The organism is Kitasatospora sp. NPDC054795 (assembly GCF_053611565.1).
In genome coordinates, this window is record NZ_JBSHAP010000120.1 from 14,138 (window position 1) to 28,302 (window position 14,165).

Below are 14,165 nucleotides of genomic sequence, written 5' to 3' on the forward strand. Positions count from 1 at the left end.
GTGCAGTGATTCGCACTTCGGACAGGAGCCCCCACCGTGACCGCCAACCCCCTTGCCCCGCACACGACACCGGGGATCGCCGCCGCCACCACCGACCTGACCAAGGTCTACGGCAGCGGCGACACCCGGGTCACCGCCCTGGACGGCGTCAGCATCGCCTTCCGGGAGGGCGAGTTCACCGCGATCATGGGCCCGTCCGGCTGCGGCAAGTCCACCCTGATGCACTGCGCGGCCGGGCTGGACACCCCCACCTCGGGCTCCGTCCGGATCGGGACGACGGAGCTGGGCGGCCTGGGGGACCGGCAGCTCACCCAACTGCGGCGCGACCGGGTCGGGTTCATCTTCCAGGCGTTCAACCTGCTGCCCACGCTGACCGCGCTGGAGAACATCACGCTCCCGCTGTCGCTGGCCGGGCGCAAGCCCGACCGGCAGTGGCTGGACCGGGTGGTGTCGATGGTCGGCCTCTCCCAGCGCCTCGGACACCGTCCGGCCGAGCTCTCAGGCGGGCAGCAGCAGCGCGTCGCGGTCGCCCGGGCGCTGGTCGCCCGCCCCGCGATCGTGTTCGGTGATGAGCCGACCGGCAACCTCGACTCGCGGGCCGGCGCCGAGGTGCTCGGCTTTTTGCGCGACTCCGTGGGGGAGTTGGGGCAGACGGTGGTGATGGTTACCCACGACCCGGTGGCCGCCGGCTACGCGGACCGGGTGGTGTTCCTGGCCGACGGGAGGCTGGCCGGCGAGATGGCGCACCCGACGCCGGACCGGGTGCTGGACGAGCTGCGGCGCTTCTCCGGGGGGAACCACGAGGCCCCCGCCTCCGCCGGCTGATTCCCTGCCCTCCCCGACGTCCGAAAGCTCCCATGACTTCCGAAAGCCGCTCATGCTGACCTCTGCCCTGCGCAACGTGCTGGCGCACAAGGCGCGCCTGCTGATGACCGTCCTCGCGGTCTGCCTCGGTGTCGCTTTCGTCTCCGGCACCCTCGTCTTCGCGGACTCCACCGCCGCCGCCCACCGGGCCGCCGCGTCCCGGAGCTTCGCCGACATCGCGGTCACCGTCACCGCGAAGCAGTCGCCCGCCGCCCCCGACCGGCCGAGCGTGCTGACGGACGCGCTCGTCCGCCGGCTCGCCGACGTACCCGGGGTGACGGCGGTACGGCCGTCGGCCGACGGCAGTGCGGTGCTGAACGCGGCCGACGGCACGCCCTTGCGGGTCAGGCGGGGCACGAACCTCGCGGCCTCGTACGACCCGGCGCGCCACCCCCTGGCCGAGGGCCGCGCGCCGGCGGCCGAGGGCGAGATCGCCGTCGACCGGGGCACGGCGGCGGCCGGCGGCTTCCACCTGGGCGACACGGTCACCCTGGCCACGGACGGCCCGGCGCTCACCGCGCGACTGGTCGGCATCGTGACCACCCGGGACACCCGGGTCACGGCCGGCGGCACGCTCACCCTCCTCGACCGGGCGACGGCGCAGAAGCTGTTCGCGACTCCCGGGCACTACACCGGCATCGACGTGTCCGCCGGGCCGGGGACCAGTCAGTACGAGATGGCGCAGCGGATCGAGGGCATGCTCCCGGCCGGCGAGGCCGAGGCCACCACCGGGCAGGCGCAGGCCGACCAACAGGCCGTCTACGTCGGTACGTTGACCCGCGGCTACCGGAAGATGCCGCTGGTCTTCGCGGGAGTGGCGCTGTTCATCGGCTCGTTCCTGGTGGTCAACACCTTCACCATGCTGGTCGCCCGGCGCACCCGGGAGATCGCGCTGCTGCGGGCGGTCGGTGCGACCCGGCGCCAGGTGGTGCGCTCGCTGCTGGCCGAAGCCGTGGTGGTCGGCGTCGTCGCGTCGGCGCTGGGGTTCGCGCTCGGGCTCGGTATCGCTCCGGTACTGCCGGACCTGCTGAGCGGTCAGGGGAACCGGCTGCCGCAGGGCTCGCTGGTGATCGGGGCCCGGCCGGTGGCGGCGGCGCTGTTCGTCGGCGTGGGGGTGACGGTGCTGGCCGCCTGGCTGCCGTCGCGCCGGGCCGCCCGGATCGCGCCGATCGAGGCGCTGCGCTCGGTGACGCAGCGCAGCGAGCGCTCGCGGCTGCGTACGGCTGCCGGGGTGGCGCTGCTGCTGCTCGGTGTGGGCCTGCTGGTCGCGCTCGCGGGCTCGGCGAAGGACGCCTCGGAGGAGAACCTGCGCAGGGCGATGCTCGGCAGCGGTGTCCTGGTGGTGGCCCTGATCCTGCTGGCGCCGGCGGTCGCGCCGCCGGTGATCCGGCTGACCGGCCGCCTCACCCGCCGCTTCGGCATCGCCGGCCGCCTCGCCCAGCAGAACGCGCTGCGCGACCCCCGGCGCACGGCGGCGACGGCCGCGACGCTGCTGATCAGCACGGCGCTGGTCAGCGGCCTCGCCACCATCGGCAGTTCGACCGGGCGGGCGCTGGACCGGCAGGCGGCGGACGGGCTCGGCGCCGACTACGTGATCAGCACCGGCAACACCATGACCGGCATCGACCCGGCGGCCGTCCAGCGGGTGGCCGGCACGCCCGGCGTGCGGACGGCGAGCGCGGTCGCGGACTCCACGGCGGTCATCGGCGGCAAGGTGCGGGAGATCTCCGGCGTCGACCCCGGCTCCGTCGGTCAGACCATGAGGCTCGACTTCCTGAGCGGCTCGCTCAGGGACCTCGGCCCCGGCCGGATCGCCGTCTCCAGCAGCGTCGCCCGGGAGACCGGGGCGAGTGCGGGCGGCCAGGTCAACGCCCGGATGGGCCGGGGCGAGGGCTTCACCAGCTACACCGTGGTGGGCGTCTACCGGGACAATCCCACCGCCCACGACGCGCTCGGCGACCGCGGTGAGGTGCAGCACAACGGTTTCAAGCCCGGTTCCGTCCAGCGGATCCTGGTACGGGGAGACGGCGTCTCCGAGGGCGCGCTGCGGACGGCGGTGGGCGACAACCCGCTGCTGAAGGTGCAGGACCGGGCCGCCCTGGTGCGCGAGGCCGCCGGGACGATGAGCGACCTGCTCACCCTGATGTACGGGCTGCTCGCGATCGGTGTGGTGATCTCGGCCCTCGGCATCGTGAACACCCTGGCCATGTCGGTCGCCGAGCGGACCCGGGAGATCGGTGCGCTGCGCGCCCTCGGTATGGACCGCCCCGGCATTCGTCGGATGATCCGTCTGGAAGCCGTGACGGTGGCCGCCTTCGGCACCCTGCTTGGCCTGGCGGGCGGCCTGTTCGGCGCCTGGGCGGTCGGCGCCCTGGCCGGCGGCGCGATGGAGCAGTACGCTCTGGTGCTGCCCTGGGGGACGCTCGCCCTCGTCTGCTTGGCCTCCCTGGCGATCGGAGCCGTCGCGGCGGCGGTCCCGGCCCAGCGGGCGGCCGCGCTGAGCCCGCTGGAGGCGGTCGCGGAGGCGTGACCGCGGAGGCGTGATCGCGGGGCGGACCAGGCCAGCTGGTGCAGGACCGCGCCGAGGGCGAGCACGGTCAGGGCGACCGCCGCCCACGGGATCGGCCGCTGCGCGGGCGGGCGGCGACCACGGGCCGGAGCTCGGCCCGCGGCGGGTCGCGGTCCGGGAGCGTGACGGTGATGCCGGCACGGGCGCCGAGGACATGGAGGCAGTCCTCCCGGACGCGCATGGACGCGGGTGAGGCTTGGCCCGGTCGTGCGGCGGGCTTGCGCCGCAGCAGGCCCCGCTCGGCGGCGGCGAGGTAGTCGGCGAGGGTGTCCGGTGCGAGGAGCTGGGCGAGTGAGCCGGTGGCCGTGGGCAATATCGCGCCCCGCTCCAGGGCGGTGCGCAGTTCGCCGGCGACCCAGCGCAGTTGCTTCGCCCGGGACGTGCCGGTTGGCGGTTCGCAGGCACGCTCGACGAGGGCGTCCAGCGCCTCGACCGAGGGTGCTGCTGTCGTCGGGGCGTCCGCCATGAGGTCACCCTAGCGCCGGGTCGGGGCGGGCCGGCGGGCGCTTGTCGGCAGAGGGGCCCGGAAGGCCGCAGGGTCCGAATGTAATAACTGGCTTGAAGCAAGATCGTCGGTGGGGGACTGGCGGCATGGTGGCTGCCTTCTCCGGCCCGCGCCGCTCGGGTAGTGACCGTCCTTCGGCAGCCGCCGAGGGGGCCGCGCCAGGGCATCCGCCGGCTCCCGGCGGTACCCGGTGGTGACTTCCCGGGCTCCGTGAAAGTGCTCCGGTCTGTTCTGATGGGCCGTCAACAAACTCAGCATTGGGTCAGCATCGGTCTTGTCAGGCGCTGTCGTGGATGGTCGAACGGTGTCACGCGTCGAGTGTGGAGGCGAGTGTCGACAGGGGTGCTTCGGGGGTGGGCGCAGGGGGCTCCGGCTCGGGGGCGCGGCGGACTCGGCCGCCGCACCCCCGATTGGCAAACGCCCAGGTCAGCGCACGTTTCCGCGAGGCTTGAGGGGGATGCCGGGGAGCTCCGGGGCGGGCAGGCGGTCGCCCGGGTAGCCCTGGACGGCGCCGAAACGGTCGGGGTTCGCGGAGCTCATCCATTCCTCGCGGGCTCGGGTAATGTCCTCGTGAGACCGCCCGATGAAGTTCCACCACATGACGATCCGCTCCTCGAACGGCGTGCCGCCGAGCAGCACCAGCCGGGCGTCGGTCGCGCCGGTGTTGGTGAGGGTGAGCGTGCGGCGGCCGGGGGCGACGTAGCCGAGTTCGGCAGGGCGCAGCGGGGTGTCGAGGAGGCGGACCTCGCCGCTGTCGACGAGCAGGCCGTGCTCGAAGGCGGGGTCGACGTCGAGGGTGACGACGGCGTGCGGGCGCAGGGTCAGCTCGGCACCGAGCAGCGGGGTGAAGGTGGGGACGGGGGACGTGTCGCCGGCGAGGGTGCCGAGGAAGACCCGTGCCTCGCCGCCGTCCAGGGCGACCGGGGCGGGGGCGTGGTGGCGGAAGTCGCGCCCGGTGTGCCGGTGCTCCTCGGGCAGGGCGACCCACAGCTGCACGCCGTGCAGGACGGTGGTGGCCGGGGTGGAGACTTCGGAGTGGGCGATGCCGCGGCCGGAGGTCATCAGGTTGACCTCGCCGGGCCGGACGTACGCGTGGACGCCGAGGCTGTCGCGGTGCTCGATCTCGCCGGTGAAGAGCCAGCTTACGGTCTGCAGCCCGGTGTGGGGGTGCGGGGCGACGTCCATGCCGCCGGTGCCGGCGACGTCGTCGGGCCCGTAGTGGTCGACGAAGCACCAGGCGCCGATCATGGTGCGGGAGCGCTGCGGGAGGGTGCGGCGTACGGTCATCGCGCGCGGGCCGCCGAGCGGGACGTCCCGGGCGGGCAGGATCTCCACCCGCGGGTCGGCGGCGGGCGTCTCGACGAGGTCGGTCTCGGCGGTGCTCACGGGGGTCCCTCCCAGATGGTAATTAGTTCTAGATTCAACTATCATGCCATGGCAGAGTGGCGGGCGACAGTGCGACCAGCCCAAGGAGTCCAGGTGAGTGATGTGACGGTGGTCCCGACGGACCGGCGGGTGTTCATCGACAAGCAGAGCCCCCAGGCGTACAAGGCGCTGCTGGCCGCCGCCGAGGCTGCGCGCGAGGTCGCGGCCGAGGCCGGGCTGGACCGCCGGCTGATCGAGCTGGTCAACCTCCGCGTCTCGCAGATCAACGGCTGCGCCTACTGCCTGCACGTGCACACCAGGGCCGCCATCCGCGAGGGCGAGACCGCCCAGCGCCTCGGCGTGCTCGCGGCCTGGCGCGACACCGAGGTGTTCACCGACCGGGAGCGGGCCGCGCTCGCGCTGGCCGAGGCGACCACCTCCCCGGCGGACGCGGCACTCCAGGAGGCCGCGTACGGCGTGGCGCGCGAGGTGCTGAGCGACGAGGAGATCTCCGCGGTGGTCTGGGTCTCGATCGCCATCAACTCCTTCAACCGGGTGTCCATCCTGAGCAAGCACCCGGTCCGCCCGGCCCCGGCCCGGTAGTCGTGACCGCCGGAGGTCTCCGTCTTCCGGCGGAGGCCCTCCGTTGACGGGTGTACGACCGGCTCCTTCCGGCGGAGGATGACCGACCGTCAGCGCTGCGGCGAGGCTGGGCGTCGAGGGTGAGGGAGTGCTCGCCGACGGCGAAGGTGGGGTCGCATGGCACGGCGTACGTTTGTCTCCGCGCTGGTGGGGGCGGTCTGTCTGGCACTGGCCGGGCCGCTGGTCCCGGCGGGTGCGGCCGGGGCCGCCGACGGACGGCCGGGATCCGGCGACCCGCGGGCGGCGGCCCTGCGGGCGCTGACCGACGCCGGCGCCGTCGGGGCGATCGCGGAGGTCCGGGACGGGAACGGCACCTGGCGCGGGGCGTCCGGAGTCTCCGACCTGGCCACCGGCGCACCGCTGCGCACGGACGGGCGGTTCCGGGCCGGCAGCGTCACCAAGGTGTTCATCGCCACCACGGTGCTCCAACTGGTCGGGGAGGGGCGGATCGGCCTGGACGACCCGGTCGAGCGGCACCTGCCCGGGCTGGTCCCGAACGGCGACCGCATCACCGTCCGTCAGCTGCTCAGCCACCGCTCCGGACTCTGGGACTCCACGAACGAGAAGGGCGGGGTCTTCCCCGACTGGGCCGAACCGGCGGCCGTCCGGAACTGGCTGGACCAGGGCGGCCTGACCCGGCACATCACCCCGGCCCAGGTGGTGGCCTCCTCGGCGGCGCACGCGCCCAAGTTCCCGCCGGGCACCGGGTACGGCTACTCCAACGTCAACTACACCCCGCTCGGCATGATCATCGAGAAGGTGACCGGGCACGGCTACGCCCAGGAGGCCACCGCGCGCGTCCTGCGCCCGCTCGGCCTGACCGGCACGTACTTCCCGGGTACGGCCACCGGCATCCGGGGCCCGCACGCGCACGGCTACTGGACGCTGTCCGAGGGCCCCGGCCCGGAGGACCGCGGTGACCGGGACGTGACGGTGGCGAGTGTCACCTGGGCGAACTCGGCAGGGGAGGTGATCTCCACCCTGGGCGACCTGAACCGCTTCGAGAAGGCCCTGCTGGGCGGTCGGCTGCTGCCGCCGGCGCTGCTGAAGGAGATGACCACGACGACCCCGATCGTGATCGAGGGCATGCCGACCGGGCTGGGCTACGGGCTCGGGCTGGCCGGCTGGCAGCTCTCCTGCGGTCCGGTCTACGGGCACGACGGCTCGGTGCCGGGGTACAGCACCCAGCTGTGGAGCTCGGGCGACCGGCAGGTGTCGCTGTCCGTCACCCCGCGCGGCGACCAGGCGCAGGTCGTCGCGCAGATGCAGGCGGAGGCCGGCTTCCTGGAGCAGGCCTTCTGCGGGACGGGGACGGGGACGGGGACGGGGACAGGGGTGGGGACGGGGAAGGTGGCGGGCCCGGCAGTGCAGGGCCCGGCGTTGCGGGGTCCGGCCGCCATGGTGCCGAGGCTGGGCTGACCGCCTGCCGCAGCGTGGTGCCGTGCCGCCGACGGGAAGCCGACCGGAAGCCGACGGCCCGCGGCCGGGCGCCCGGGGAAAACCGGTGGCTCCGGCCTCCGTCGGCGGTGAGAATGCACCGGTGATCCCCTCGCTGCTGTCCCCTGCCCAGGACCCCCGCGCCTGGTCCGTCGCCCCGGACTATCCGGGGATGCAGGACCTGGTCGCCGGTCTGGAGGTGCCCGCCGGAGCCGCGATGGGCGTCATGGGCGCGCTGGAGACCTCCCGCGAGCTCATCCGGCACTCCTACTACCGGTACGAGTTCGCCACCGTCGCCGTCACCCACGCGCTGTTCGCCCTGGAACAGGTCCTCGTCGAACGACTGGCCGTCGAGGAGCCGCTCCGGGAGCTGATCGGACGGGCCGCCGCCGAAGGGCTCCTCGAGCCCGGGCTCGTCACCGAGACCGAGGCAAGCCTGCGACTGCGCGACAAGCTCGCGCGGGGCACCGTGACGACCGGCGCCGTGCCCCCGGAGCGGGCCGTCACGTTGGTGCGCGCGGTTTTCGACGCCGTGTCCGCGCTCCTCCGCCCGCCCGTGGCGGCGGACGCGGCCGGCGGGACCACGGACGAGGAGTCGGCCCGGGCGCGGCTCGACCGGCTGTGGGAGGAGCACCGGCGGGCGCCGTTCCCCAGGAGCTTCCTCGGGGTGGACATCGCGGGGGTGTGCCTGATCCTCCTGGAGGACGCCGTCGCCTCCGCCGTGCTCCGGGAACAGGGCGGCGGATTCGACGACCGCAGCATCTCCGACCTCTGGCACCGCATTGCCGACCTCGACAAGATCGTGCCCCTGATCGACGAGCAGTACTGCCGCGAGTACTTCGCCAGGCTCCGGACGGTGGCCGGGCTAGTGGCCGCGTCCCAGCTCCCGCCCGCGACCTGACCCCGCGCGCCGAGGCCGCGCCCGGGACACCGGAGTTCCGCTCGGCGGCCCGACTGCGTACGGTGATGCACGCATCATCGGCACCGGAGAGGGGCGCGCGTGACGGCGGGGACGGAAGACGACTCGGGGACGGTGCTGACCACCGAGCGGCTGGTGGTGCGTCAGTGGACCATGTCCACGGCCGACCAGGACCGCGCCTTCGACATCTACTCCCGCTGGGAGGTGGCCCGCTGGCTCGGCCGGACCCCACGGGCCATGGCCGGGCCCGAGGAGGCCCGCGCCTTCATCGAGCGCTGCCGGAAGCGGTCCGCCGACCCGCGCTTCGGGGCCTGGGCGGTCGAACGGCGTGACACCGGTACGGTCGCCGGCACGGTCCTGCTGGTGCCGCTGCCGGACGGGGACGGCGAGATCGAGATCGGCTGGCACCTCCACCCCGACAGCTGGGGCCGGGGCATCGCCACCGAGGCCGCCCGGGCCGTCCTGGCCAAGGGCTTCGCCGACGGCCTGACCGAGATCCGCGCCGTGCTGGCCCCGGACAACACCCGGTCCGCGGCGGTCTGCCGGCGCCTGGGGATGACCGGCACCGGGCCGACCGACCGGTGGTACGGCCGACAGCTCGCGGAGTTCCGCATCGGCCCGGACCAGGCGGCGCAGGCATGACGGACATGGTGGGTACGACGGACACGGTGGGTTCGGCCGATGTGACGCTCAACCTCTGGCGCCGGCCGCTCGACGAGGTGCCGGCCGAGGTGTGGGACCGCACCGAGCTGACCGTGCTCATCCTCGCCGAGACCGGTATCAGTGAACTCTCTTCCGGTATCGGCCGGTTGAGTGCTCTGCGGACCCTCGACCTCGGGCACAACCGGCTCGCCGCGCTGCCCGCCGAGCTCTGCGACCTCACCGGCCTCCGGGATTTCCTCTACCTGCACGACAACGCGCTGACCGCCCTGCCCGAGGCGCTCGGACGGCTCACCGCGCTGCGCTACCTCAACGTCGGCGAGAACCGGCTCACCGAACTCCCGTCCACCATCGGCGACCTGGCCTCGCTGATCGAGCTGCGCGCGCAGCACAACCGGCTCACCGCTCTGCCGGAGGCGATCGGCGAACTCGGCGAGCTGCGCGAACTCTGGCTGCGCGGGAACGAGTTGACGGATCTGCCGGAGTCGGTCGGTCGGCTCGCCGGGCTGCGCGAGCTGGAGCTCCGGGAGAACGCCCTCACCGAACTGCCCGCCGTGCTCGCCGGGCTCCCGCAGCTGCGCCGCCTCGACCTGCGCGGCAACCGGATCACCGAACTGCCCGACTGGCTGACCGATCCGGGCGCGCTGCCCGCACTGGAGAAGCTGGACCTGCGGTGGAACGAGGTGCGGCCGCCGGGCCGACTGCTGGCGGCGCTGGCCGCGCGCGGCTGCGTGACGCTCTTCTGAACCGCCGGGCTCCGGCCCGGGTGAAAAGATCACCGCCGACAGCACGGAGCTGTTACCGTGGAACGCATGAAGCGCGCTGCACTCGCCACGACGACGCCGGAGAGAGTCCCGGCGCGCTGACTGCTGACCCAGTTCGAAGCCCCGGGGCGAGTGCCCCGGGGTTCGCCGTTCCCGGACCCACTCGCCCGCCCACCCGAGTGGAGACCACCGCCATGAACGGCCACCCCCCGCACGACCACGCCCTGCACGACCGCCCGATGCACGACCACCGCAAGCTCGGCCGCGAACTCGACCTGTTCGACACCGACCCGCTGATGGGATCGGGCCTGCCGTACTGGCTCCCCGACGGCGCCGCGATCCGGCACTCCCTGGAGGAGTTCATCCGCGGCCGCGAGCGCCGGGCCGGCTACCGCCACGTCTACTCCCCGGTGCTCGGCAAACGCGAGCTGTACGAGATCTCCGGCCACTGGGCGCACTACCGCGAGGACATGTTCCCGCCCATGGAACTGGGCGCCGAGGAGATGGTGCTGCGCCCCAGCCTCTGTCCGCACCACGCGCTGATCTACCGCTCACGCTCCCACAGCTACCGGGAACTCCCGCTGCGCATGGCCGAGTTGGGCGGCATGTACCGCGCCGAGCTGTCCGGGGTGCTGGGCGGGCTGACCAGGGTCCGGGCGATCCAGCTGAACGACGCCCACATCTTCTGCACCCCGGAGCAGGCGGCCGACGAGGCCGTCGCCGCACTGGAGCTGATCCGCGAGGCGCACCGGGCACTGGGCGTCGTCCCGGTCCGCTACCGGCTCTCGCTGCCCGGCGCGGGCGGCAAGTACGTGGCGGACCCGGCGCTCTGGGAGCGCGCCGTCGCCCTGCTCACCGAGGTGCTGGAGCGCTCCGGGGTGCCGTTCGAGGCGGCGGAGGGCGAGGCGGCGTTCTACGGGCCCAAGATCGACGTGCAGATCGCCGACGGCGCCGGCCGTGAGTTCACCCTCTCCACCGTGCAGATCGACTTCCACCAGCCGGAGCGGTTCAACCTGCACTACATCGGCGCGGACGGCGCCAAGCACCGCCCGGTGATGGTGCACCGCAGCGTGATCGGCAGTGTCGAGCGGGTGGTCGCCCACCTGATCGAGCTGTACGGCGGCGCGTTCCCGGCCTGGCTCGCGCCCGTCCAGGTGGTGCTGCTGCCCGTCTCCGAGGCCGAACTGCCGCAGGCCGAACGGTTCCGGCAGCGCTGCCTGGACCTCGGCCTGCGCGCCGAGGTCGCCGGGCCCGAGCACGGGACTCTGGGCGCCCGGATCCGCGAGGCCCGGCTGGTGCCGTACCAGGCGGTGATCGGGGCGAAGGAGGCCGTGGACGACCGGGTCGCGCTGCGGCTGCGGGACGGCCGACGGCTGGAGCCGCTGCCGGCCGAGGAGGCGTGGGCGCGGATCGGCGCGCTGGTGGCGGCGTGCGACGCGGAACTGTGGGCGGAGGACGCCTCCCGGCGGCCGTAGGGCCCGGCCTCGGACGCCCGCCCGCGGGGCCTCGGTGGGGCCGTTCGTGGCATATGTACGACTAGTGCGGTGTGCGGTGTGTCGGTCGGGCCGAGCGCTGCGGCCGCCCGTCGAATGGGCCGGGCGGCCGAGTCCGCGGCCGTCGCTGTCCCCACCCGTACGGAGGTACTCCCGATGCGCGTCCCACACGGCCTCGCCGTTCCCGCCCTGGCCGGCTGTCTCGCCCTCGCCGGAGCGGTGGCCGCCACCCCGGCAGGCTCGGCAGAGCTCCGCCCGCTGCCCAGCCCCGCCGTCCAGTACTGTGCCGCGGTGCTCGGACACGTCCCGGGCGCCGACTCCGCCTCGCAGGCTCTCGGGAGGGCCTGCTCCTCGGACTTCCGGGCCGATCAACTCGCGCAGGCCGGAGGAGGATTCGAGGCCTACGGGCCGGCGGGCCACCCGTCGCTGCCGATGGAGTAGGCCCGGTCGGGGCGGTCCGCCGGCCGACCGCGCCGCACGAGGCGCAAGCCCCGTGCGGCGGGGGCCGGTCAGTAGGACTGGAGCTCGATCACGTGGCCGTCCGGATCGCGCAGATGGGCGCTGCGCAGGGTGGGGCCCCACTCCGGGCGGTCGGTCGGCGGGGTGACGGGGGTGCCGCCGTGGCGCAGGCAGAGGCCGAGTGCGCCGTCCACGTCGTCCACCCGGAGGACCAGCATCGCGGTGTCCTGCGAGGGTGCGGCGGGGTGGGCGGGGAGTTCGTCGACGCCGAGGGCCGCGGCCATCGCGGATCGGTCGAAGAGGGCCAGGCAGGTGCGGTCGGCGAGGTCCCAGTTGGCGTACGGGCCCTCGGGCGCGCCCTTGGCCAGGGTGGCGCCGGCGAGCGCCGGGAGGACCGCGCGGTAGAAGGCGAAGCACTCGGCGAAGCGGGAGACGAGCAGGCGGGGGTACGGGGCGTCCACGGGCGAACTCCTGGCAAGGGGGCGGAGAGGGTGGAGAGAGGGCGGTGCGGTGGCGGGCCCGGCGGTTTCGAATTGATGGGACGATACCCACTATAGGGAGTGACCCTAGACTGCCGCCATGGCCTCCGAGAACCCGCACCCCGCCGCCGAACTCCCCCCGACCCTGCTGGATCTCAGCACCTATCTGCTCTCCCGGATCGGCAAGGCGGCGCGCGGCCGCCTCGCCGAGCGGCTGGCCGAACGCGGCCTGCGGCTCTGGGACATGGCGGTGCTGGCCGCACTCGCCGACTTCGGCCCGCAGGCCCAGCGGGACCTGGTGCGGCGGCTGGCCATCGACCCGAGCGACCTGGCCAAGGTCGCCGACCGGCTCGCCGCCGCCGGGTACGTCGAACGCGCCAGGGACCAGGCCGACCGGCGGAGGGTCTCGGTCTCGGTCACCGATGCCGGACGGGCGCTGCTCGCCGACCTGGAGGCGCAGGCGCGGGCGGTGCAGGACGCCGTGCTCGCGCCGCTGGACACGGGGGAGCGGCAGGTGCTGCAGGAACTGCTGCTGCGGGTGCACCACGGGACGGGGGAGTGGCGCGGCGGCCTGTGACCGTGGGGCGGGCGTGGGGTCGGTCGGGGTGGGCCGGTCGCGTCGGGTGGCCGCTTCAGGCCGGCTGCGTCGGGCCGGTCGCGTCAGGCCGGGGGTTGCCCCGGGCGTCGGGCGCCGGCGAACTCGCCCGCCCAGCGCGGCACGTCGAGCACGTTCTCGACCCGGGCGACCAGGGTGCCCGTCCGCTCGGCGTGGATCATCGCGCCCTCGCCGACGTGGATCCCGACGTGGTGCAGGGGGGCGTCGGGGCGGGAGAAGAACAGCAGGTCGCCCGGGGCGAGCGCGTCGCGCTCCACCGGGGCGCCGAGGTTGAACTGCGCGACGGTGTAGTGCCCGAGCTCGACGGTGCCGTGGCTGGCCCGGTACCAGCAGTAGAGCGAGAGGCCGCTGCAGTCGAAGCCGACCGTCTTCTCGCCCATGCACACGCCGTTCAGCCAGCCGTTCTCCTCGTCGCAGAAGCCGAGGCCCGCGCCCAGCCGGTCGCCGCCGCCCCAGGCGTACGGCACGCCGAGCTGGCTCGCGGCCACGTCGGCGACCCGGCGGCCCAGCGCGGCCGCGGGCAGCGACCGGGCCGTCCCGGGCGGGGCGTCGGACGCCGCCTGGGCGGCCGGGCCGAGCGCCGGGACGAGGCCCGCCCCGAGTGCGAGGCCGAGCATGCGGCGCCGACGGACGCCGGAGGTCTGGTCACGGTCGGACGGTTGGGGCTCCATGGCGGTGCCTCCCGGTGCTGGAGGTGGCTGGGCGTCCGGGGGCGTGGTGCCCGGGCGCAACCACCAGGATTCCGTTGCGGCGGGCCGGACCGCCATCACCCGCAACGGTGAATCGCCGACGCAAGAGCGCCGAAGTGGAGGGGGTTCGCCGGTAAATGGTTTGACGGTCGTTCAGGAGACGCCAACGATGGGCGCGAACGTTCGGTCGGGACTGTCGGAGGACCACATGAGCAGCGCCGTCAAGCTGATCCGCTCCACGCGGCTGACCAGGGCGGTGGACTACGCCTACGCGGCGGAGGTCGACGCCCCGGCCCGCTCGCTCTGGCTGGCCGGGGCCTGCCCGCTGGACGAGGAGGGCCGGACGGTCGCCGTGGGCGACTTCGAGGGCCAGGCCCACCAGGTGATGCGGAACCTGATAGCCGTGCTGGAGGACAACGGCGCGGCCCTCACCGACGTCGCCCGGACGACCGTGTACGTGGCCTCCGGCGACCAGGCCGACCTGGTGAAGGTGTGGAACGTCTACCGCGCCTACATGGGGGAGCACGACGCCCCGAGCACCCTGCTCGGCGTCACGGTGCTGGGGTACCACGACCAGCTGGTGGAAGTGGAGGCCGTGGCCGTGCTGCCCTCCGGGCCCGACGCTTCCTGACCTGACCTGACCTGACCTGACCTGACCTGACCCGGCCGGTGTAGAACTTGTTGATCTGCTCGCGCGTCCCGGA

The 14,165-nt window shown here is 74.0% G+C and carries 15 protein-coding genes; 11 read left to right on the top strand and 4 right to left on the bottom strand.

Annotated features, from left to right (window positions below):
* Positions 1–36 precede the first annotated feature (36 nt).
* Positions 37–825: an ABC transporter ATP-binding protein gene (locus ACWGJO_RS32585; RefSeq protein ID WP_452189281.1), complete on the top strand. Its 789-nt coding sequence runs from the start codon at positions 37–39 to the stop codon at positions 823–825.
* A 52-nt stretch (positions 826–877) separates the two neighbouring features.
* Positions 878–3,394, top strand: a complete 2,517-nt coding sequence (locus ACWGJO_RS32590; RefSeq protein ID WP_452189283.1) for an ABC transporter permease — start codon at positions 878–880, stop codon at positions 3,392–3,394.
* A gap of 67 nt (positions 3,395–3,461) precedes the next feature.
* Here ACWGJO_RS32590 and ACWGJO_RS32595 read toward each other — a convergent pair whose 3' ends face one another.
* Both ACWGJO_RS32595 and ACWGJO_RS32600 read right to left on the bottom strand, forming a co-directional pair.
* Positions 3,462–3,899, bottom strand: coding sequence for a hypothetical protein (locus ACWGJO_RS32595; RefSeq protein ID WP_452189285.1), 438 nt, complete (start codon positions 3,897–3,899; stop codon positions 3,462–3,464).
* Positions 3,900–4,364: 465 nt separating this feature from the next.
* The gene (locus ACWGJO_RS32600) at positions 4,365–5,324 is read right to left on the bottom strand and encodes a pirin family protein (protein ID WP_452189287.1); all 960 of its coding nucleotides are present in this window, start codon (positions 5,322–5,324) and stop codon (positions 4,365–4,367) included.
* Between the two features lie 93 nt (positions 5,325–5,417).
* On the opposite strand from ACWGJO_RS32600, the gene ACWGJO_RS32605 reads away from it, so the two are divergent.
* The 7 genes from ACWGJO_RS32605 to ACWGJO_RS32635 all read left to right on the top strand — a co-directional run bounded on the left by ACWGJO_RS32605 (position 5,418) and on the right by ACWGJO_RS32635 (position 11,659).
* The gene (locus ACWGJO_RS32605) at positions 5,418–5,906 is read left to right on the top strand and encodes a carboxymuconolactone decarboxylase family protein (protein WP_452189289.1); all 489 of its coding nucleotides are present in this window, start codon (positions 5,418–5,420) and stop codon (positions 5,904–5,906) included.
* A 156-nt stretch (positions 5,907–6,062) separates the two neighbouring features.
* The gene (locus ACWGJO_RS32610) at positions 6,063–7,364 is read left to right on the top strand and encodes a serine hydrolase domain-containing protein (RefSeq protein WP_452189291.1); all 1,302 of its coding nucleotides are present in this window, start codon (positions 6,063–6,065) and stop codon (positions 7,362–7,364) included.
* Positions 7,365–7,485: 121 nt separating this feature from the next.
* A complete protein-coding gene (locus ACWGJO_RS32615; RefSeq protein WP_452189293.1) occupies positions 7,486–8,283 on the top strand; it encodes a hypothetical protein in 798 nt (265 codons plus the stop codon).
* A gap of 99 nt (positions 8,284–8,382) precedes the next feature.
* A complete protein-coding gene (locus ACWGJO_RS32620) occupies positions 8,383–8,943 on the top strand; it encodes a GNAT family N-acetyltransferase (RefSeq protein ID WP_452189295.1) in 561 nt (186 codons plus the stop codon).
* The gene (locus tag ACWGJO_RS32625; protein ID WP_452189297.1) at positions 8,940–9,707 is read left to right on the top strand and encodes a leucine-rich repeat domain-containing protein; all 768 of its coding nucleotides are present in this window, start codon (positions 8,940–8,942) and stop codon (positions 9,705–9,707) included. Before ACWGJO_RS32620 ends, ACWGJO_RS32625 begins: the two co-directional genes overlap by 4 nt.
* A 212-nt stretch (positions 9,708–9,919) precedes the next feature.
* The gene (thrS, locus tag ACWGJO_RS32630; RefSeq protein WP_452189299.1) at positions 9,920–11,200 is read left to right on the top strand and encodes a threonine--tRNA ligase; all 1,281 of its coding nucleotides are present in this window, start codon (positions 9,920–9,922) and stop codon (positions 11,198–11,200) included.
* Between the two features lie 174 nt (positions 11,201–11,374).
* Complete coding sequence (locus tag ACWGJO_RS32635) at positions 11,375–11,659, top strand: hypothetical protein (protein ID WP_452189301.1); 285 nt, start codon at positions 11,375–11,377, stop codon at positions 11,657–11,659.
* A gap of 68 nt (positions 11,660–11,727) precedes the next feature.
* On the opposite strand, the gene ACWGJO_RS32640 is transcribed toward ACWGJO_RS32635, so the two are convergent.
* A complete protein-coding gene (locus ACWGJO_RS32640; protein WP_452189303.1) occupies positions 11,728–12,138 on the bottom strand; it encodes a VOC family protein in 411 nt (136 codons plus the stop codon).
* A 118-nt stretch (positions 12,139–12,256) separates the two neighbouring features.
* Between ACWGJO_RS32640 and ACWGJO_RS32645 the strand changes: the two genes are divergently transcribed.
* Positions 12,257–12,733 (top strand): MarR family winged helix-turn-helix transcriptional regulator, encoded by a 477-nt coding sequence (locus ACWGJO_RS32645; protein WP_452189305.1) that lies wholly within the window; start codon positions 12,257–12,259, stop codon positions 12,731–12,733.
* A gap of 83 nt (positions 12,734–12,816) precedes the next feature.
* Here the strand turns inward: ACWGJO_RS32645 and ACWGJO_RS32650 are convergent, their stop codons facing one another.
* Positions 12,817–13,443 (bottom strand): C40 family peptidase, encoded by a 627-nt coding sequence (locus tag ACWGJO_RS32650; RefSeq protein WP_452189307.1) that lies wholly within the window; start codon positions 13,441–13,443, stop codon positions 12,817–12,819.
* Between the two features lie 226 nt (positions 13,444–13,669).
* Here ACWGJO_RS32650 and ACWGJO_RS32655 point away from each other — a divergent pair, with 226 nt between their 5' ends.
* Entirely contained in the window at positions 13,670–14,092 is a 423-nt protein-coding gene (locus ACWGJO_RS32655; RefSeq protein WP_452189309.1) for a RidA family protein, read from the top strand.
* The last annotated feature ends 73 nt before the right edge of the window (positions 14,093–14,165 follow it).